We start from the raw sequence: 18,948 nt of genomic DNA on the forward strand, positions 1-18,948 counted from the left end.
CCCCTACTGGAGCGCCCGTGTCCGTCCGCCGCGGCTGCGCGCGGGCACCGGACGGGGCACCCGCCCGGGCAGCCGGTCGGCCAGCCGGTCGAGCACGCCCCACCAGGTGACCCGTGCCAACGCCTCTCCAACGATCGAGCCGCTCATCTTGCTCCGGCCCACCGTTCGTTCGGTGAAGGTGATCGGCACCTCCACCACCCGGGCGCCGGAACGGACCGCCCGCCACGCCCAGTCGACCTGGAAGCAGTAGCCCTGGCTCGCCACCTGGTCGAACGGCAGCCGGGCCAGCAGGTCGGCCCGGGCCGCCCGGAAGCCGCCGGTCGCATCGGCCAGCGGCAGGCGCAGTGCCCAGCGGGTGTAGAGGTTGCCGACGCGCGAGATGACCTGCCGGCGGCGGGGCCAGTCCACCACCCGTCCGCCCGGCACCCAGCGCGACCCGAGCGCCAGGTCGGCGTCGGCCAGCGCGGCCAGCAGGGCGGGCAGCCGCTCCGGCGGGTGCGAGCCGTCGGCGTCCATCTCCACCACCACGGCGTAGCCGTGCTCCGCGGCCCAGCGGAAGCCGGCGACGTAGGCACCGCCCAGCCCCTGCTTGCCGGTCCGGTGCAACACGTGCACGCGGGCGTCGGCCGCGGCGCGGGCGTCGGCGAGCTCGCCGGTGCCGTCGGGCGAGGCGTCGTCGACGACGAGGACGTGCGCGGCGGGGACGGCGGCGTGCAGCCGGTCCAGCACCGCGCCGAGGCTCCCCACCTCCTCGTAGGTGGGGACGACGACGAGCACCGGCTCCAGCCCGCCGGGGACGCTCACCGGGTGCCCCGCCGGCGGGCGACCACGGCGACGAGCACCGCCCCGACGCCGACCGCGGTGAGCAGCCACTCCGGTCCGGCGCCCAGCCGCTCGGCGACGGTGCGCTGATCGCGCTGGGCGATCGGCTCGACGAAGGAGTCGGCGGTGAAGAGCTCCGAGCGGTGGACCAGCGACCCGTCGGGGGCCACGATCGCGCTCACCCCGCTGGTGGCGGCCACCACGACGGTGCGGCCGAACTCGACCGCGCGCAGCCGGCTCATCGCCAGCTGCTGTTCGGTCTCGTCGGTGTAGCCGAAGGTGGCGTTGTTGGTCTGCACGACGATCATGCCCGCGCCGTCGTCGATGACGTCGGCGACCAGTCCGTCGTAGGCGACCTCGAAGCAGATGACGTCGCCGACCCGCGCTCCCCCGATGTCCAGGGTGCCCACCTCGGTGCCGTGCGCGAAGTCGGTCACCCGGTCGACCAGCGGGCTGAAGAAGCGGAAGAACGGCCGCGCGGGCACGTACTCGGCCAGCGGCACGGGGTGCCGCTTCACGTAGGTCTCCCCCGGGCCGGTGACCGGGTCCCAGACGATGCCGGTGTTGGAGATCAGCTCCCCGGGCCCCCGGACGACGGCGCCCACCAGGATCGGCGCGTCGACGGCCCGGGCGGCGCGGCTGATCACCCGGGCGGCGTCGGCGTTGGTGTACGGGTCGATGTCGGAGCTGTTCTCCGGCCAGATCACCAGGTCGGGCTGCGCCGCCTCCCCCGCGGCGACGGCGTCGGCCAGCCGGATCGTCTCGGCGGCGTGGTTGTCCAGCACCGCCCGGCGCTGGGCGTTGAAGTCCAGGCCGGCCCGCGGCACGTTCCCCTGGACCACGGCGACGGTGCGGGTCGGGCCGCCCTCGGCGAGCGAGGGGCCGGCCAGCGGCAGCCAGGCGAGCCCCCCGACGGCGGGGACGGCGACGGCGCCTCCGACCGCGACCGCGGCCGCGCGCAGCGCCGTCCGGCGGGCACTCCCCTCCCCCACCCGGGCGGGCAGCACCCGGACGACGGCGGCCGCCAGCAGCGTCCCGGTCAGCGCGACGGCGAAGCCGACCAGCGGCACCCCGCCCCAGGCGGCGAACGCGGTGAACGGTCCCTCCGCCTGGCTGAAGCCGAGCCGGCCCCAGGGGAAGCCGCCCAGCGGCCAACGGCCGCGCAGCGCTTCCTGGGCGACCCACAGCGCCGCGGCCCAGACCGGCCACCCGGGCAGCCGGGAGGTCAGCGCAGTCGCGCCGCCGAGCAACGCGAAGTACAGGGCCTCGGTGACCGCCAGCGCCAGCCAGGGGAAGGCGCCGACGTAGATCCCGCTCCAGGACAGCAGCGGGACCATGGTGACCAGCCCGAGCACCAGGCCGAGCCACAGCCCGCCCCGGACCCGCTGACCGCGCACGGCCAGCGCCAGCGCAGCCGGCCCGAGCACGGCGAGGGCGGAGAGGTCGTGCCCGGGGAACGCCAGGTAGAGCGCCAGCCCGCCCAGGGCGGCGAGCGCCGTGCGCCAGGGCCACCGCCGGTCGGGTGCGGGCTCCGGGCGCTGGGCCGGGACCCCGGCCGCGTCGGCGGTCACCGTGCCGCTCACCGTCACTGCCGGCACCGCCGCCCTCCACGCTGTCCCGGGCCACGGCCCGGGGAATGGGCCGGCCGCGTGGGACGGGGCCGGGAGCCACCACACCCGGTGCGGCGGCCTCCCTCCAGCATCCCATCCCGGGACGACGTCCCGGCTGGCCGTGGCCGGCCCGCCTCGGGGCCCCGCGCCTTCGGGCCGGTGCAGCGGCGGCTGGGTGCGACCGCTGCGCCGTTGTCTGGTGACGCGGGGCCCCGGAGGGGGGACCGGAGTCGGACCCGGTCCCCCAGGACGGACCGCGCCGAGAGTAGGGACCGGCAACGCGGGAGGGAACCACCGGGGGTCCTCCGGTGACGAACGGGTCAGACCGTTACCCGACCGTTACCTCGATCCGGCGTGCCGTGTCGACATGGCGACTCGTGGCCGGTGCCCGTGTCGCCATGTCGACACGGATCGACGTCACGGGTCACCCGCCGGTCGCCGGGACCACCAGCGTCGCGACCGCTTCGACCACCCGCAGCGGTGGGTCGAGCAGCCGGGCCGCCGACGCGCCCCGGGCCGGTTCGGCCCGGGCGACGACCTCCGCCCAGCAGCGCAGCTCCCGGCTGCGCCGGCCCACCCGGACGACCTCGCAGGAGGCCTCGAGCACGTCACCGGCCTGCACCGGGGCGAGGAAGCGCACCTCCGAGTACCCGGCCAGCAGGCCCTCGTCACCGTCGGTGCGGATCGCCACCTCGGTGGCGACGTCGCCGAACAGGCCGAGGGTGTACGCGCCGTCCACCAGGTCCCCGCCGTAGTGGGCGTGCGCGTACGGCACGTAGCGGCGGTGGGTGACGACGAGGCCCAGGCGGGGGTCGGTCATGCGGTTGCCTCCTCGGGGACGAGTGCGTGCACCAGGTAGCTGGCCACCTCGCCGGGCGTCGTCCCCCGGCCGAAGACCTTGTCCACGCCGAGCTCGGCGGCCATCGCGGGGTCGAAGCGGGGCCCGCCGACCACCAGCAGCGGTCGCGACTCCCCCATGGCCTCCCGGAACGCCCCGGCGAGCTCGCGGGTGTTGCGCAGGTGCGCGTCCTTCTGGGTGACCACCTGGGACACCAGGACGGCGTCGGCCTGCCGGGTGCGGGCAGCGCGGACCAGCTCCGGCACGCTCACCTGGGCGCCGAGGTTGGCCACCTGCAGCTCCCGGTAGTACTCCAGGCCCTTCTCCCCCGCGAACCCCTTGAGGTTGAGGATCGCGTCGATGCCGACGGTGTGCGCGTCGGTGCCGATGCACGCCCCGAGCACGACCAGGCTGCGCCGCAGCCGGGTCTTGATCGCGGCGTTCACCTCGCTCGGCGACAGCAGCGGGTAGGCCCGCTCCTCGACCTGCACGGCGTCCAGGTCGACCAGGTGCCGCACGCTGCCGTAGACGACGAAGAAGGTGAAGGAGCCGCCGATGCCGTGGCTGTGCACCACCATCGCCGGCTCGATGCCCATCTTCTGCGCCAGCTGCAGCGCCGCACCCTCGGCCCTCGGCCCGGGCGGCACGGGCAGGGTGAACGAGGTCTGCACCATCCCGTCGCCGGTGGTGTCCCCGTACGGCCGCACGATCCCCTCAGGCATGGACGCGCTCCAGCAGCTCGGTGGCCGGGTCGTAGTGGTCGGCGGCCTTGACGACGACGCCGTCCAGCCCCTTCCCGCCGTCCGGGGACCGCTTGGTGATGCCGAACGTGCCGTCGGCGATCGCCTGGATCAGCCCCAGCGGCTGGTCGGCGATCCGCTCGAGCAGCGCCACCGCCTCGGTGAGCACGGTGTGCGCCCGGCGGTCGATGAACCCGCCGGGCTGCGGGGCGAAGTCCTCGTGCAGGTTCCCGGCGGCCTCCAGCACGTACCGCACGTTGCGCAGCGCCAGGTCGCGGTCGGACAGCCAGGGGGTGACCACGGCCTCGGTCATCATCCCGACCAGCAGGATGCCCTGGCCGGTGAGCGCCCCGGCCAGGTTGAAGAAGCCGTCGAGCAGGTAGCCGCCGAACACGTCGCCGGTCATGTGCTTGGTGGGCGGCATCCACTTCAGCGGCGCGTCGGGGAAGAGCTCCCGGGCCAGCAGGGCGTGCGCCAGCTCCAGCCGGAACGACTCCGGGACGGCGGGGTCGATCTCGAACGCGTGCCCCAGGCCCAGCTGCCAGTCGGCGAGCCCGGCCTCCTTCGCCAGCGTCTCGTTGAGCAGCTGGCTGACGGTGACGGTGTGCGCCTCGTCGACGGCGTCGGCGGTGGTGAGGTAGTTGTCCTCGCCGGTGTTGATGACGATCCCGGCGCGGGCGTGCACCATGCGGCTGAACCGCTGGTCGACGAAGGTGCGGCGGGGGTTGATGTCGCGGAAGAGGATCCCGTACATCGCGTCGTTGAGCATCATGTCCAGCCGCTCCAGACCGGCCAGCACGGCGATCTCGGGCATGCACAGCCCGGAGGCGTAGTTCGTCAGCCGGACGTAGCGGCCGAGCTCCGCGCTGACGTCGTCCAGCGCGGCCCGCATCAGCCGGAAGTTCTCGCCGGTGGCGTACGTGCCGGCGTACCCGGTGCGGGTGGCGCCCTCGGGCACGTAGTCCAGCAGCGACTGCCCGGTGGAGCGGATCACGGCGATGACGTCGGCGCCGGCGCGGGCGGCCGCCTGCGCCTGCGGGATGTCCTCGTGGATGTCGCCGGTGGCCACGATCAGGTAGATCCACGGACGGCGGGGTGGGTCGCCGTGGGTGGCCACCAGCTCGTCCCGTCGGGCCCGGTTGGCGTCGATCCGGCCGATCCCGGCTCCGACGGCGGCCCGGGCGGCCTCGCGGGCGTGCTCCGCAGCCGCCCCTTCGGGGACGGTGAACCGGGCGGTGCCCGCCCCCACCCGCTCGGCGAGGTCGTGCAGGGTGCCGCCGTCCCGCAGCGCGTGCCAGACCGGCAGCGCGACGCCGTGCTCCAGGCCGACCTGGTCCCGGACGGCGTCCACCACGCGGTTCACCCAGGGCACCCGGTCCTGCTGCTCTCCCCCACCGCCGGTGACCGGGTCGGTGCCGGTCAGGCCGGCGAGGCGCAGCACCGCGCGCTCGACGGAGACGGTGGTGTGTGCCGTGGCCAGGTCGACCACCGGCGCGGCCGCCCGCGCGGCCAGCTCCCGGGCCCGCACCACCAGCTGCGGGTCCAGCGCCAGCTTGCTCACCGCAGTCCCCGGGCTCTCTGTACCGAGAGCTCCGGGCTTTCGGTGCAGAAAGCCCGAGGTGGGTGGGTCATCGGGGGTCTCCGATCGGGTGGCCGGCGACGATCAGCCGGCGGCAGGCCGGGCGGGCGCGGGCGCTCAGGACGGCGGAGAGGGTCAGCTCGGTCGCCCACAGGGCGAGGTCCGCCGGCGCACCGACCGCCAGCGGCCCTTCGGGGTGCTCGGCGCGCGCGGCCACCCAGCCGCCGTGGGTTGCGGCGTCGAAGGCGTCGAAGGGGCGCATCCCCGAGCCGGGGGTCGTGTGGTCGACCGCTGCGTACACCCCGCCCCACGGGTCCATCGGGGTCACGGGTGCGTCGCTGCCCAGGGCGACCGGGACGTCGGCGTCGACCAGGTCGGCCAGCGGGTTGGTCGCCACCGCCCGGTCCACCCCGAGCCGCTCGGCGTACATGCCCTCCGGGCCGCCCCACAGCGCGTCGAACGCCGACTGGACGCTGGCGACCATGCCCCAGCGGCGCAGCTGGTCCATCGCGTCGAGGTCGACCATCTCCAGGTGCTCCAGCCGGTGCCGGCAGGCCCGGACGGCGTCCCGCCCCAGCTCGTCGACGACGGCGCCGACGGCGGTGAGCACCTGGGCCACCGCGGCGTCGCCGATGACGTGGAAGCCGGCCTGGACCGAGGCCTCCGTGCAGGCGCGCAGGTGCTCGACCAGCTGGCCGGTGTCGAAGCGCAGCGCCCCGGTGGTCTCCGGCCGGTCGGTGTAGGGGCTGCTCAGCGCCGCGGTGTGCGAGCCGAACGCCCCGTCGCAGAACAGGTCGCCGCCAGCACCGGCCAGGCCCAGGTCGGCGACGACGTCCAGGCCGCCCCGCTCGAACAGCTCGCCCCAGTAGCCGAGCACCCGGGGTCCGGGCTGCTCGGCGGCCAGCTGCAGCAGCCCCGCCAGGTCGTCGGCGCCGGAGACCTCCGGACCGGCCATCTCGTGCACCGTCCCGATCCCCAGCGCCGCGGCCGCGTCGAGGGTGGCCCGCTGGGCCGTGCGCCGCTGCACCGGGTCGACCGAGCCGTAGGCCAGCTGCCGCGCGGCGTGGTGCGCGTCCAGCCGCAGGCGGCCGTCCGCGGAGAAGCCGGCCAGCTCGGTGACCCGCGGCAGGCGGTCCAGCAGCGCGGTGGAGACCGTCGCCGAGTGGACGTCGATGCGGGCCAGGTACGCCGGCCGGTCCCCCACCACAAGGTCCAGGTCGTGCCGGGTCAGGCCACGCCCCTCCGGCCAGGCGGTCTCGTCCCAGCCGGTGCCCAGCACCACGCCGGTCGGGGTCGCCGCGGCGTGGTCGGCGACCCGGGCGAGCGCCGACCGCAGGCTGTCGGCGCCGGCCAGGTCCAGCCCGGTGAGCGCCAGCCCGGTGGCGGTGGCGTGCACGTGGGCGTCGACGAACGCCGGCGTGAGCAGCGCTCCCCCGCCGTCCAGCACCCGGTCGGCCGACGGGGCGTCGGTCGCGTCGCCCAGCCAGGCGATCCGGCCGTCGACCACGTGCACCGCCCGCCCCGGCCGGTCGCCCACGGTGACGTCGGTGACCAGCAGGTTCACCGCACCACCCGCGGGTCGATCAGGGCCCGCACCCCCGGCGTCCGCCGGTACAGGTCGATCGCCAGGGCCGCGTGCCCCGGCGTGTAGCCGTTGCCGACCAGCATCGTCACGTCTGCTGCCATCCCCTCTGCTCCGAGGGCCGCCGCCGAGAAGGAGGTGGCCATGGAGAAGAAGACCACGGTGCCGCCGTCGGCCGTCGCGAGGACCGCTCCGTGCTCCGCGCCGGGGACGTCGACGCAGACGACGGTGACGTCGACCGGCTCCCCCACCGCGGCCGCGACCGCCAGCGGGTCGGTGGCGTCGGCGACGACGACCTCGTCGGCCAGGCCCGCCGCCCGCAGGGCCGTGGCCTCGGCGTCGTCCCGCACGACGCCCACCAGCCGGCCGGCGCGGGCGTCCCGGGCCGCGGCCAGGCTCAGGCAGCCGGACTTGCCGGCCGCGCCCAGGACGGCGACCGAGGGGCGGTGCCCGGCCCGGTGCACGACGCGCTCGGTGGCGGCCGGCGCCCCACAGACGTCGAGCACCGCCAGCGCGACCGGATCGGGCACGTCCTCGGGGAGGACGGCGGCGATCGAGCGGGCGAACAGGATCGCCGTTCCGGAGGTGGGCACCTGCTCGCTGCGCCCGTCCCAGCGGGCCAGCCCGTCAGTGATCCGCAGCGGGGTCAGGGTGAGCGAGACCAGCGTCGCCACCGGGTCGCCGGGCACCAGGCCCAGGGGCGACCGGTCGCCGACCTCCGCCACGACGCCGACCAGCATCCCGCCGGAGCCGGTCACCGGGTTGTGCATCTTCCCGCGGCTCTCGACGATGCCGAGCACGGCAGCCCGGACGGCGTCCCCGTCGCCGCCGTGCGCCTCGGACAGCTGGCGGAACGAGGCGGCGTCGAGGTTGAGCCGGGAGACCGCGATGCGCACCTCGTCGGGGCCGATGCGCGGGTCGGCGTCGAGCCGGGTGGCCGCCTGCGGCAGCACCCCGGGCGGGTCGAGCACCCGGTGGACGCCCAGGGTGCGGTGCAACGCGTCGATCACCACCGGCACCCGTCCTTCGTCTTGCGTACGGAGTTGGTGGAGAACCTATCGCGGATCCGACCGATGACCGAAGGAGTTCCCGTATGGTCGCCGCACGGAGTCGCCAGGGTGTGTGCGTGCGCGTGCACCCCCACGGAGGACGGAGCAGCGGTGCTGGAGCAGCCCTACGAGTACCTCGCCCGGGAGCTCGTCGAGCCGGACTGGCGCCGGCTGCCCGGCTTCGCCGGGGTGACGGCGGCCGAGTGGCGCAGCGCCCAGTGGCAGCGTGCGCACTGCGTGAAGAACCTGCGGCAGCTGCGTGGCGTCTACGGGGACCTGCTGGACGAGCCGTTCTACGCCGACGTCGAGGCCGACCAGGCCGGACGGGCGACGATGTCCCTGCTCCTGCCGCCGCAGGTGCTCAACACCATGGTGCCGGCGGCGGTGCCCACCACCGCGGCGATGCTGGCCGACCCGGTGCGCCGGTACATGCTCCCGGTGGCCTCCGACCGGCTGCCCGGTGAGCTGGCCAGTCACCCGCACGCCTCCCGCGACTCGCTGCACGAGCACGAGATGTGGGCCGTCGAGGGGCTCACCCACCGCTACCCGACCAAGGTGCTCGCCGAGCTGCTGTCGACCTGCCCGCAGTACTGCGGGCACTGCACCCGGATGGACCTGGTCGGCAACTCGACCCCCGCGGTCGCGAAGCTGAGGTTCGAGCTCCGGCCGGTCGACCGGCAGGGCGCGATGCTGCAGTACCTGCGCGACAACCCGGGCGTGCGCGACGTCGTCGTCTCCGGTGGTGACGTCGCGAACCTGCCGTTCCGGAACCTGGAGGCGTTCGTCGCCGGGCTGCTGGAGATCGAGTCGGTGCGCGACGTCCGGCTGGCGTCCAAGGCGCTGATGGGGCTGCCGCAGCACTGGCTGCAGGACGACGTGGTCGCCGGCATGACCCGGCTGGCCACCACCGCCCGCGAGCGCGGGGTGGCCCTGGCCGTGCACACCCACGTCAACGCCGCCCAGTCGGTGACCCCGCTGGTCGCCGAGGCCGCGCGGGCGCTGCTGGCCGCCGGGGTGCGGGACGTGCGCAACCAGGGCGTTCTGCTGGCCGGGGTCAACGCCACCGCCGGGCAGCTGCTGGACCTGTGCTTCGCCCTGCTCGACGGCGCCTCGATCACGCCCTACTACTTCTACATGTGCGACATGATCCCCAGCGCCGAGCACTGGCGGGTCTCCCTCGCGCACGCCCAGACGCTGCAGCACGACCTGATGGGCTACCTGCCCGGTTTCGCCACCCCGCGGATCGTCTGCGACGTGCCCTACGTCGGGAAGCGCTGGGTGCACCAGGTCGCCGAGTACGACCGGGAGCGCGGCATCAGCTGGTGGACGAAGAACTACCGCACCGGGATCGAGCGCACCGACGCCGCCGCGCTGGACCGCCGGCACGTCTACTACGACCCGGTGCACACCCTGCCGGCGTCGGGGCGGGCCTGGTGGGCCGAGCAGCGCGCCGGCGCCCTCTCCCCCGTCGGCTGAGCCCGGGATCAGGTGACCTGATCGTGCTTGCTCCTGGCTCATGCCACACCGTGAGCCAGGAGCGAGCACGGTGAGCCAGGACGCCGCCGCTCGGCCCGACAGGCGTTTCCGGCCCGGACGACAGCGGTAGCCAGGACCGGTGGACCTGCTGTGCACCGACCGGCTGCGGCTGCGCGCCTGGACGACGGACGCCGCCGACCTCGCCCGGCTGGCCGACCTGTACAGCCGGGACGAGGTGACCCGCTGGCTCGGCGGCCCGCCGACGGTCCCGCCGGCGGAGCTGGTGCAGCGCTGGGAGCTGGTGCACCAGCTGGACTCCCGGCACGGGTGCTGGGCGATCGAGCCCCGCGACGGCGGCCCGGTCGCCGGCACGCTGCTGCTCAAGCCGCTGCCCAACGGGGTCGGGGAGGTGGAGGTCGGCTGGCACCTGCACCCGGACAGCTGGGGCTCCGGTTACGCCACCGAGGCCGCCCGCGCCGTCGTCGACCGGGCCTTCGACGAGGGGCTGGCCGAGGTGTACGCGGTGGTGCGGCCGGACAACACCCGCTCGCTGGCCGTCTGCGACCGGCTCGGCATGACGCCACTGGGCCGCACGCGCCGCTGGTACGGCACCGAGGTCGAGGCGTTCCGGCTCAGCGCGCCGGAGGGGTGAGCGACCGGTGGAGTGGTTCAGCGACCCCGACGCCTGGCTCAGCCGGCTGGTCGTCACCCGGGGCGTGGCGGTGGTCTACCTGCTCGCGTTCGTCGCGGCGCTGCGCCAGGGTCCGGCGCTGCTGGGCACGCACGGGCTGACCCCGGTACCCCGATTCCTGCAGCACAGCTCGTTCCGCCGTGCGCCCAGCCTCTTCCACTGGCGCTGGTCCGACGGGCTCTTCGCCGGCGTCTGCTGGGCGGGCATCGCACTGTCGCTGGCCGCCGTCGTCGGCCTGGCCGACCGGTTGCCGGTGGCCGGCTGGATGGCGCTGTGGCTGGCGCTGTGGGCGCTGTACCTGTCGATCGTGAACGTCGGCCAGATCTGGTACGGCTTCGGCTGGGAGACCCTGCTGCTGGAGACCGGCTTCCTGATGGTCTTCCTCGGCCCGGCGCACGTCGCGCCGCCGACGCTGGTGCTGTGGCTGCTGGCCTGGCTGCTGTTCCGGCTGGAGTTCGGTGCCGGGCTGATCAAGCTGCGCGGCGACCGGTGCTGGCGCGACCTCACCTGCCTGGACTTCCACCACGAGACCCAGCCGATGCCCGGCCCGCTGAGCTGGTGGTTCCACCGGCTGCCGCCGCGACTGCACCGCGTGGAGACGCTGGCCAACCACGTCACCCAGCTGGTGGTCGTCTTCGGCCTGCTGGCGCCCCAGCCGGTCGCCGGCGTCGCCGCGCTGGTCGTCGTGGTCACCCAGGGCTACCTGGTCATCAGTGGCAACTTCGCCTGGCTCAACTGGCTGACCCTGGTGCTCGCCCTGGGGCTGGTCGACGGCAGCTGGTACGCCGCCGTGCTGCCGGTCGACCCGCCGGCGCAGCTGGCCCCCCCGACCTGGTTCGCGGCCGTCTCGATCGCGCTGACGGTGCTGGTCGCCGTGCTCAGCGTCGCCCCGGTGCGCAATCTGCTGTCCCGGCAGCAGCGGATGAACACCAGCTTCGACCCGCTGCGGCTGGTGAACAGCTACGGAGCCTTCGGGTCGGTCACCCGGGTGCGCCGGGAGCTGGTGGTCGAGGCGACCGACGAGCCGGGGCCGGACGCCGTCTGGCGGGAGTACGAGTTCCGCGGCAAGCCCGGTGATCCCCGCCGTCGCCCGCCGCAGTGGGCGCCGTACCACCTGCGGCTGGACTGGCTGATGTGGTTCGTCGCCCTCTCCCCCGCCTACGGCCGCAGCTGGCTCACCGCGTTCCTGGGCAAGCTGCTGGCCGCTGACCCGGCCACGCTGCGCCTGCTCCGCTCGGCGCCGTTCGGGGACCGCCCGCCGGCCGCCGTCCGGGTGCTCCTCTACCGCTACCGGTTCACCACCCGCGCGGAGCGGCGGGAGACCGGCGACTTCTGGCACCGCACCCTCGAGCGCGAGCTCGTGCCGCCGCTCACCCGGGAGGAGCTGGGGCCGGTCCGTTGAGTCAGCGGCCGCGGCGGGTCAGGCGGCGGCGCAGGCGGGCCGCCGGGTGCGGCGTCTCCGGCTGGCCCTTGCGGCCCTGGGCGTGCTCGGTGTCCCCCGCCGCGACCTGCTCCGGCGTCGGTGCGGAGCCGCCGAGGTGGGCGGGCAACCACCAGCGGTCGTCGTCCCCGGACGGCTGGTCTGGGTAGGTCCGCTGGGCCTCGGCCACCAGCTCCTCCATCGCGGCCCGGGTGCGCCGCAGCAGGACCTGCGCCTTCTCCCCCGGCTCGGGGACGATCGGCTCGCCGACGACGACGGTCACCGCCACCCCGCGCTTGAGCACCACCCGGTGGCCCTTGGTCGCGATCCGCTGCCCGCCCCACACGGCGGCCGGCAGGATCGGCACCCCGGCGTCCAGGGCCATCCGCGCGGCGCCGGCCTTCAGGTCCTTGACGGTGAACGAGCTGCTGATCGTCGCCTCCGGGAAGACGCCGACGACCTGGCCGTCCTTCAGTGCCCGGACCGCGGAGTCGAAAGCCGCGGCGCCGGCCTTCCGGTCGACCGGGATGTGCTGCATCGCCCGCATGAACGGCCCGGCGAACCAGTGCCCGAAGACGGAGGCCTTCGCCATGAACCGGACCAGGCGGTGCTGGGGCAGGGCCGCCAGGCCCAGGAAGGTGAAGTCGAGGTAGCTGACGTGGTTGCTGCACACGATCGCGCCGCCGGAGGCGGGCACGTGCTCGCCGCCGCGGACGTCGAACCGGAAGCCGAAGAGCCGGAACACGACCAGCGCCATCCGGATGACGAACCGGTAGGGCCGGTCACGGGGGTCCGGACGGGGCCCGAAGAGGTCGCGACGGACGATGTCGCCCCAGCTGGCGGTGTACATGAGCGGACCCTAGCCAACGGTTCCGTAGGTTGGCCCGCTCACCTGGTGTGGGTGGCTGCGACCGCCTCCCGGACCACGGCGGTGAGGTCGCCGGTCCCGGTGAACACCGCCCGCTGGAGGCGCGCCCCGGTACCCCGGCTGCGGACCTCGGCAAGGCCGTCGGTGACGCGCTCGAGGTCCCCCGCGTCGTCCAGTGCGGAGCGGACGTGCGCCAGCAGTGCGGCGACCACCTGCCCGGCGGGCGCCGGGCGACCCGACCGCGGGTCGACGAGGACGTCGTCCAGCCCGGACCGACCGGCGCGCCAGGCGGCGACGCGCACCAGCTCGGTGGGGACGTCGGGCGCGGCCATCCCGGCCCGCCACTCGCGCGCGGCGGTCTCCACCAGGGCGCGGACGAGCCCGGCGTGCAGCACGGCGTCCGCCACCCGCAGCACCACGTCGGCGACCCGCACCTCGACCGTGGGCCAGGAGGCGGACAGCCGGGCGTCGAAGTAGACCATCCCCTCATCCAGCACGGTGCCGGTCGCGGTGAGGTCGGTGATCAGCCGGTGGTAGGCCTCCGGGCTGCCGAACCGCCCGGTGGGGCCGGCGGAGGGCCAGCGGTTCCAGACCTGGGAGCGGAAGCTGGCGTACCCGGTGTCCCGGCCGCCCCAGAACGGGGAGTTGCTGGTCAGCGCCGTCAGCACCGGCAGCCAGACCCGGATCCGGTCCAGGACGGCGACGCCCTCCTCGTCGTCGTCGACCGAGACGTGCACGTGGCAGCCACAGGTCAGCACCTCCTCGGCGGTGACGCCGAACGCCTCGACCATCCGGGCGTACCGCCGGCCCGGGGTGGCGACCGGCTGCACCGGCACCGGCGAGGTGGCCAGAGCCGCCACGCGCGCGCCCACCGACGCTGCGGCGGCATCGGCGCGGGACCGCCACCAGATGAGCTCGGCGGTGACGTCGTCCAGGTCCCGGCACACCCGGGTGCCCAGCTCGATCTGCTGCTCCTTCAGCTCGGGCACCAGGTGCGCCTCGGCCGAGCCGTCGTCGTCCCGCTGTTCGGCTCGGTCGTGGTCGTCGACGGTCTCCGCCTCCCCGCGGCGGGCCGCCGTCTCGAGCGCCTCGGGGGCCAGTGGTACCGGGGTCCCCGACTCGGCGACGACCAGCAGTTCCTCCTCGACTCCCACGGTGCGCACGTCGCCATGATCACCGGTGCGGCGGCTGAGGTGCCTCATCGGGCCCGCGGTGCGCTCACCAGCGGGTGGCGTCACTGCTGCGGCGCCCGGAGGGTGCCGTGACGTCGGTCTCGGCAGGTGACCACGACGAGATGTCGCGACATTGTTGGGGATAACGGTAGTGTCCGGTCATGTCGGGTCGCTGGCACCCACCCTTGCCGGACATGCCTGTCCCGCCGCCGGAGCGCGCCTGGGGGCGGCTGTCGGCCCCACGGGGGTACGAGGTGCAGTGGCGCCGGCTGGTCGAGGCCGCGCTCGAGCTCGACCTGGGGCCGGACGACCTCGCGGCCGGCGGGCTCGAGGAGCTGGCCGCCGCGCGGGAGTGGAAGCCGGCGACCGTCACGCTGTACAGCAAGGTCGCCCGCTACGGCGGGCTGGACCTCCCGCTCCCCGCCACTCCTGAGCCGGATCCCCCGGTGCTGGACCTGCGGCCGCTCACCGAGATGCGCAGCGACGACCCCGAGCACCTGCGCACCGTGGCGTGGTGCGCCCTGGCCTTGCAGTGGCCGGCGACGGTGGGCCAGTTCCGGTCACTGCGCCGGGACCAGGTCGAGGTGTCCGGGCGAGGGCTGCGGATCAGCACCGACGACGGCGACTGGACCGTCCAGGGCGCCACGCAGGCATGGACGGCGTGGGAGGCGACCCGGGACCGCTTTCCCGCGCTGGCCGCCAGCCCGTGGGTGCTGCCCGCGCTGCGCCGGGGACCCGGCGTGGACAGCCGGGTCGGCGGGCGGTTGTCCACCCAGGCGCTGCAGACCACGTTCGCCAAGCACGCCGCCAACACCGGGCGCCACCTGCAGGCGACCGCGCTGCCCCGGCACCGCCCGGCGGCCGATGCCCTGGCCGTGGTGTACCTGACGCTGTCCTACGACTCCTACCGTCGCCTGGCGCTGGCGGCGGGTGCGCCGCCCGTCGCCGTCCGCGGCACGGTTCGGGCGCTCCGCAGCGTGCACCGGTCGTCCCGGCTGGCCGGCTGACACCGTCAGCAGAGGGCCAGCTGCTCGGGTTCCGCGGCCGGCGTCCGGGCCCGATCCGCAGCCGGGGACGGCAGGCTGCCGGCGGGGAAACCGGCCGACTCGTCGCCGGGCAGGCCGGTCGCCGAGCCGGTGGCCAGGCCGCGGGCCGCGCCGCCGCTCTGCCGGTCCAGGCCGTGGCGGGCGAGCAGCGGGGCGACCCGGCCGGCCAACCAGGACCGGTACTCCGCGGGGACGTAGGCACCCCGGCCGTAGAGCTTCCGATAGCGCGGCACCAGCGTGGGGGGCTCCCGGGACAGCCAGGCGGTGAACCACTCCCGCGCGCCGGGGCGCAGGTGCAGGGGCAACACGGTGACCCCGGTGGCACCGGCGGCGGCGATGGCCGCGATCGCGGTCTCGAGGTGGTCGACCCGGTCGGTGAGCCCGGGGAGCACCGGGGCGAGGAACACCCCGCACGGCAGCCCGGCGTCGGTGATCGCCCGGACCAGGTCCAGTCGCGCCCGCGGGGTGGGGACGCCGGGCTCCAGCGCCCGGTGCAGGTCGTCGTCCCAGATGGCCATCGACACCCCCATCCCGATCGGCACGTCCCGGGCGGCGGCGGCCAGCAGCGGGACGTCACGGCGGGCCAGCGTGCCCTTGGTGAGGACCGAGAACGGCGTCCCCGACCCGGCGAGCGCAGTGATGATCCCGGGCATCAGCCGGTAGCGGCCCTCGGCCCGCTGGTACGGGTCGGTGTTGGTGCCCAGTGCAACGTGCTCCCGCTGCCAGGAGGGGCGGGCCAGCTCGCGGCGGAGCACCTCGGCGATGTTGGTCTTGACCACGATCTGCTCATCGAAGTCCTTGCCGCTGTCGAACTCGAGCCATTCGTGCGTGCTCCGGGCGAAGCAGTAGGTGCACGAATGGGAGCAGCCCCGGTAGGGGTTGATCGTGTGCCCGAACGGCATGGCCGAACCGGCCGGGACGGCGTTCAGCGCGCTCTTGGCCCGCACCTCGTGGAAGGTCAGCCCGGGGAACTCCGGCACCTGCACCCGGCGCAGCAGACCGCGGACCGTGGGCAGCCCGGGCAGCGTCGTCGGCTCGTCGAGGTCGAGCTTCTGGGCGTCCCACCGCATGCCGCCCATCCGAACACACGTTCGAACCGCTGTCCAGTGACCCCTCGCAGGGCCCCGCCGCGAGCGTGCGAGGGGCGGGGGGCGAGGAGGCCCTTTCTCAGATCGGCGGGCGCTTCTCGTAGGCGGTGGAGAGCACGACCGTCGTCCGGGTCGTGACGTTGGCCGCGGCCCGGATCTCCTGCAGCAGCACCTCGAGCGCGTCGGGTGAGGCCACCCGCACCTTGAGGATGTAGCTCTCCACGCCGGCGACCGAGTGGCACTCCTCGATCGCGCTCAGGTGCGCCAGCCGGGCCGGGGCGTCGTCGGGCTGCGCGGCCTCGATCGGGGTGATCGACACGAACGCCGTCAACGGCAGGCCGAGCAGCTTGGCGTCCAGGTGGGCGCCGTACCCGGTGATCAGCCCGCGCTGCTCCAGCCGCCGTACCCGCTGGTGCACCGCGGAGACCGACAGCCCGACCCGCTCGGCGAGGTCGGTGTAGCTGGCCCGCCCGTCCCGGGCCAGCGCCGACAGCAGCGCCCGGTCGACGTCGGGGGCCGGGCCGGGGTCAGCCGGGGAGTTCGACGAGCTCACGGGGGCCCTCGTTCAGCGTGCGGACGCCGTCGTCGGTGCAGACCACGATGTCCTCGATCCGGGCACCGCATCGGCCGGCCAGGTAGATGCCGGGCTCGACGGAGAACGCCATCCCCGGCTCCAGCGGCAGGTCGTTGCCGGCGACGACGTAGGGCGCCTCGTGGGTGTCCAGCCCGATGCCGTGCCCGGTGCGGTGGATGAACTGCTCGCCCCAGCCGGCGTCGGTGATCACGTCGCGGGCCACCGCGTCGATCTGCTCGCACGTCGCGCCCGGGCGCACCGCCGCCGTCGCCGCCTCCTGCGCGCGCTGGAGCACCGCGTACCACTCGGCGGTCTCGGCGTCGGCCGAGCCGCCCACCACGTAGGTGCGGGTGCAGTCCGAGCGGTAGCCGGTGGCGGTCTCCCCGCCGATGTCCACCACCACGAGGTCACCGGCCTGCACGACCCGGTCGGAGAGCTCGTGGTGCGGGCTGGCCCCGTTCGGCCCGGAGCCGACGATGGTGAAGTCGACCCCGACGTGCCCCTCGGCCAGGATCGCCGCGGCGATGTCGGCACCCACCGCGGCCTCGGTGCGCCCGACCCGCAGCCACTCCCCCATCCGGGCGTGCACCCGGTCGATCGCGGCACCCGCGAGCGCCAGCTCCTCGACCTCGGCCGGCGTCTTCACCATCCGCAGCCGGTCGACCACCGGGGCGGCGAGCTCCAGGGTCGAGCCCGGCAGCGCGCGCTGGATGCCCAGGGCGTGCTCGGCCCAGGTGCGGTTGCCCACCGCCACCCGCTGCGGCGCGGACCCCAGCCGCCCGGTGAGGGCGTCGGCCAGCCGGGCGAAGGGATCGTCGGTCTCGTCCCAGGCCAGCACCTCCAGGCCCAGCGCGCCGGCCGGGGACGCCTCGACCATCGGCGCCTCCAGCCGGGGCACGACCAGCAGCGGCTCGCCCCGGCGGGGCACGGCCAGGGCGGTCAGCCGCTCCATGGCGTGCGCGTCGTACCCGCAGAGGTAGCGCAGGTCCGAGCCCGGCGTGACCACGACGACGTCGACGCCGACCTCGTCGGCGACCGCTCGGGCGGCGTGCACCCGGTCGATGGAGACCAGCGGGGACGAGGCAGCAGATCCGGACACCTCGGCAGACTAACCACGGCCACCGGCGTGGTCCCCCGTCGTCACCAGGCCGTTACCGTCGCGCGCGTGACGACGATGCTGCTGGACGCCGCCAGCCTCTACTTCCGCGCGTTCTACGGCGTCCCCACCTCGGTGACCTCACCCGACGGGCGGCCGGTCAACGCGGTGCGCGGGTTCCTGGACATAACCGCCCGGCTGGTGGTGGCCCACCGGCCGCAGCGGCTGATCGCCTGCTGGGACGACGACTGGCGGCCGGCGTTCCGGGTCGCCGCCGTCCCCTCCTACAAGGCGCACCGGGTGGCGCCGGAGGGCGGGGAGGAGACCCCGGACGAGCTGGCGCCGCAGGTGCCGGTGCTGGTCGAGGTGCTCGCGGCCGCCGGGCTGGCCCGGGTGGGTGCGCCGGGGTACGAGGCCGACGACGTCATCGGCACGCTGGCCGCCCGCGCGCGGGGCCCGGTCGACGTCGTGACCGGTGACCGCGACCTCTTCCAGGTGGTCGACGACGCCCGTGGCGTGCGGGTGCTCTACACCAACCGCGGGATCACCGACCTGGAGTTCGTCGACGAGGCCGCGGTCGCGGCGAAGTACGGCATCCCGGGCCGCGCCTACGCCGACTTCGCGGTGCTGCGTGGCGACCCGAGCGACGGGCTGCCCGGCGTCGCCGGGGTGGGCGCCAAGACCGCGGCCGCGCTGATCAACGAGTTCGGGTCCCTCGCCGGGATCCGGGCGGCCGCCGCCCGCACCGTCGTGCCGAAGGCGCCGCTGACCAAGGCGGTGCTGGCGAAGCTCACCGCCGCCGCGGACTACCTGGCCGCGGCACCGGCGGTGGTCGCCGTCGTCACCTCGATCGACCTGCCGCCGGTCTCCGGTGACCTGCCGGCCCGCCCGGCCGACCCCGGCACCCTCGCCGCGCTGGCCGAGCGCCACGGGCTGGAGTCCTCGGTCCGCCGGCTGGGCGCGGCCCTGGGCTGGCCGGAGGACGCGCTGGGCTGAGTCGGGTCAGCGGTCGGCCCAGGTGTAGGCGCCGTCGGCGCCGGTGACCTGGATCGTCACCGTCACCGGATCGCCCTCGGCGGTGGTCCCCGCGCACTCGTAGGTCCCGCCCTCCGCCACCGGCATCGGCTCCTCGCAGCGCAGCTCCAGCGGGACACCGCGCAGCTCCTCGTACTGCGCGGCGACATCGCGCTCGACCGCGTCGGGGTCCAGCCGGGTCGAGCCGAACCCGGGCGTGAGCAGCACCACCAGGGCGAACAGGGCGACGGCGAGCACGGCGAGGACCCCCCGGCGTGAGCGG

General features: G+C 75.1%; 18 protein-coding genes. 5 read left to right on the forward strand and 13 right to left on the reverse strand.

Going from position 1 to position 18,948, the window contains the following annotated elements; all coding sequences use genetic code 11:
• Nucleotides 1-3 precede the first annotated feature (3 nt).
• The 7 genes from ACI795_RS13025 to kdd form a co-directional block, all read right to left on the reverse strand.
• The gene (locus ACI795_RS13025) at nt 4-804 is read right to left on the reverse strand and encodes a polyprenol monophosphomannose synthase (RefSeq protein WP_457075943.1); all 801 of its coding nucleotides are present in this window, start codon (nt 802-804) and stop codon (nt 4-6) included.
• Nucleotides 801-2,405: an apolipoprotein N-acyltransferase gene (gene lnt, locus ACI795_RS13030; protein WP_457075944.1), complete on the reverse strand. Its 1,605-nt coding sequence runs from the start codon at nt 2,403-2,405 to the stop codon at nt 801-803. Before lnt ends, ACI795_RS13025 begins: the two co-directional genes overlap by 4 nt.
• Nucleotides 2,406-2,856: 451 nt before the next feature.
• Nucleotides 2,857-3,252 carry a 3-aminobutyryl-CoA ammonia lyase gene (gene kal / locus ACI795_RS13035; protein WP_457075946.1) on the reverse strand — a complete coding sequence of 132 codons (396 nt, stop codon included), beginning with the start codon at nt 3,250-3,252 and terminating at the stop codon, nt 2,857-2,859.
• Complete coding sequence (kamE, locus tag ACI795_RS13040) at nt 3,249-3,992, reverse strand: lysine 5,6-aminomutase subunit beta (RefSeq protein ID WP_457075947.1); 744 nt, start codon at nt 3,990-3,992, stop codon at nt 3,249-3,251. Before kamE ends, kal begins: the two co-directional genes overlap by 4 nt.
• Nucleotides 3,985-5,571, reverse strand: coding sequence for a lysine 5,6-aminomutase subunit alpha (gene kamD / locus ACI795_RS13045; protein ID WP_457075948.1), 1,587 nt, complete (start codon nt 5,569-5,571; stop codon nt 3,985-3,987). The genes kamE and kamD overlap by 8 nt, the downstream gene beginning before the upstream one ends.
• Before the next feature lie 67 nt (nt 5,572-5,638).
• Nucleotides 5,639-7,153 (reverse strand): amidohydrolase, encoded by a 1,515-nt coding sequence (locus ACI795_RS13050; protein WP_457075949.1) that lies wholly within the window; start codon nt 7,151-7,153, stop codon nt 5,639-5,641.
• Entirely contained in the window at nt 7,150-8,190 is a 1,041-nt protein-coding gene (gene kdd / locus ACI795_RS13055; RefSeq protein ID WP_457075950.1) for an L-erythro-3,5-diaminohexanoate dehydrogenase, read from the reverse strand. The genes ACI795_RS13050 and kdd overlap by 4 nt, the downstream gene beginning before the upstream one ends.
• Nucleotides 8,191-8,331: 141 nt before the next feature.
• Between kdd and ACI795_RS13060 the strand changes: the two genes are divergently transcribed.
• From ACI795_RS13060 to ACI795_RS13070, 3 genes are all read left to right on the forward strand, one after another.
• Nucleotides 8,332-9,696: a KamA family radical SAM protein gene (locus ACI795_RS13060; RefSeq protein WP_457075951.1), complete on the forward strand. Its 1,365-nt coding sequence runs from the start codon at nt 8,332-8,334 to the stop codon at nt 9,694-9,696.
• A gap of 139 nt (nt 9,697-9,835) precedes the next feature.
• On the forward strand, nt 9,836-10,348 hold the full coding sequence (locus tag ACI795_RS13065; protein ID WP_457075952.1) for a GNAT family N-acetyltransferase: 513 nt from the start codon (nt 9,836-9,838) through the stop codon (nt 10,346-10,348).
• Nucleotides 10,349-10,355: 7 nt separating this feature from the next.
• Nucleotides 10,356-11,789, forward strand: a complete 1,434-nt coding sequence (locus ACI795_RS13070) for a lipase maturation factor family protein (RefSeq protein ID WP_457075953.1) — start codon at nt 10,356-10,358, stop codon at nt 11,787-11,789.
• A gap of 1 nt (nt 11,790) precedes the next feature.
• Here the strand turns inward: ACI795_RS13070 and ACI795_RS13075 are convergent, their stop codons facing one another.
• The gene (locus ACI795_RS13075; protein WP_457075954.1) at nt 11,791-12,657 is read right to left on the reverse strand and encodes a lysophospholipid acyltransferase family protein; all 867 of its coding nucleotides are present in this window, start codon (nt 12,655-12,657) and stop codon (nt 11,791-11,793) included.
• A 38-nt stretch (nt 12,658-12,695) separates the two neighbouring features.
• The gene (locus ACI795_RS13080; RefSeq protein ID WP_457075955.1) at nt 12,696-13,838 is read right to left on the reverse strand and encodes a glutamate--cysteine ligase; all 1,143 of its coding nucleotides are present in this window, start codon (nt 13,836-13,838) and stop codon (nt 12,696-12,698) included.
• Between the two features lie 203 nt (nt 13,839-14,041).
• Here ACI795_RS13080 and ACI795_RS13085 point away from each other — a divergent pair, with 203 nt between their 5' ends.
• Entirely contained in the window at nt 14,042-14,854 is an 813-nt protein-coding gene (locus tag ACI795_RS13085) for a hypothetical protein (RefSeq protein WP_457075956.1), read from the forward strand.
• A gap of 5 nt (nt 14,855-14,859) precedes the next feature.
• Here the strand turns inward: ACI795_RS13085 and ACI795_RS13090 are convergent, their stop codons facing one another.
• From ACI795_RS13090 to ACI795_RS13100, 3 genes are all read right to left on the reverse strand, one after another.
• Nucleotides 14,860-15,972, reverse strand: a complete 1,113-nt coding sequence (locus ACI795_RS13090) for an Rv2578c family radical SAM protein (RefSeq protein ID WP_457075957.1) — start codon at nt 15,970-15,972, stop codon at nt 14,860-14,862.
• Between the two features lie 88 nt (nt 15,973-16,060).
• Nucleotides 16,061-16,534, reverse strand: coding sequence for an Lrp/AsnC family transcriptional regulator (locus tag ACI795_RS13095; RefSeq protein ID WP_457075958.1), 474 nt, complete (start codon nt 16,532-16,534; stop codon nt 16,061-16,063).
• Nucleotides 16,509-17,654, reverse strand: coding sequence for a M24 family metallopeptidase (locus tag ACI795_RS13100; RefSeq protein WP_457075959.1), 1,146 nt, complete (start codon nt 17,652-17,654; stop codon nt 16,509-16,511). Before ACI795_RS13100 ends, ACI795_RS13095 begins: the two co-directional genes overlap by 26 nt.
• 75 nt (nt 17,655-17,729) lie before the next feature.
• On the opposite strand from ACI795_RS13100, the gene ACI795_RS13105 reads away from it, so the two are divergent.
• Entirely contained in the window at nt 17,730-18,647 is a 918-nt protein-coding gene (locus tag ACI795_RS13105) for a 5'-3' exonuclease (RefSeq protein ID WP_457075970.1), read from the forward strand.
• Nucleotides 18,648-18,653: 6 nt separating this feature from the next.
• Here ACI795_RS13105 and ACI795_RS13110 read toward each other — a convergent pair whose 3' ends face one another.
• Complete coding sequence (locus ACI795_RS13110; protein ID WP_457075960.1) at nt 18,654-18,923, reverse strand: DUF4333 domain-containing protein; 270 nt, start codon at nt 18,921-18,923, stop codon at nt 18,654-18,656.
• Nucleotides 18,924-18,948 lie beyond the last annotated feature (25 nt).

This window comes from Modestobacter sp. SYSU DS0290 (assembly GCF_054050955.1).

Excerpts from the sequence above, each read along its gene's own strand:
- kamE (WP_457075947.1), bottom strand. The coding sequence starts at position 3,992 with ATGCCTGAGGGGATCGTGCGGCCGTACGGGGACACCACCGGCGACGGG.
- ACI795_RS13105 (WP_457075970.1), top strand. The coding sequence starts at position 17,730 with ATGCTGCTGGACGCCGCCAGCCTCTACTTCCGCGCGTTCTACGGCGTC.
- ACI795_RS13090 (WP_457075957.1), bottom strand. The coding sequence starts at position 15,972 with ATGGGCGGCATGCGGTGGGACGCCCAGAAGCTCGACCTCGACGAGCCG.
- ACI795_RS13075 (WP_457075954.1), bottom strand. The coding sequence starts at position 12,657 with ATGTACACCGCCAGCTGGGGCGACATCGTCCGTCGCGACCTCTTCGGG.
- ACI795_RS13085 (WP_457075956.1), top strand. The coding sequence starts at position 14,042 with ATGCCTGTCCCGCCGCCGGAGCGCGCCTGGGGGCGGCTGTCGGCCCCA.
- kal (WP_457075946.1), bottom strand. The coding sequence starts at position 3,252 with ATGACCGACCCCCGCCTGGGCCTCGTCGTCACCCACCGCCGCTACGTG.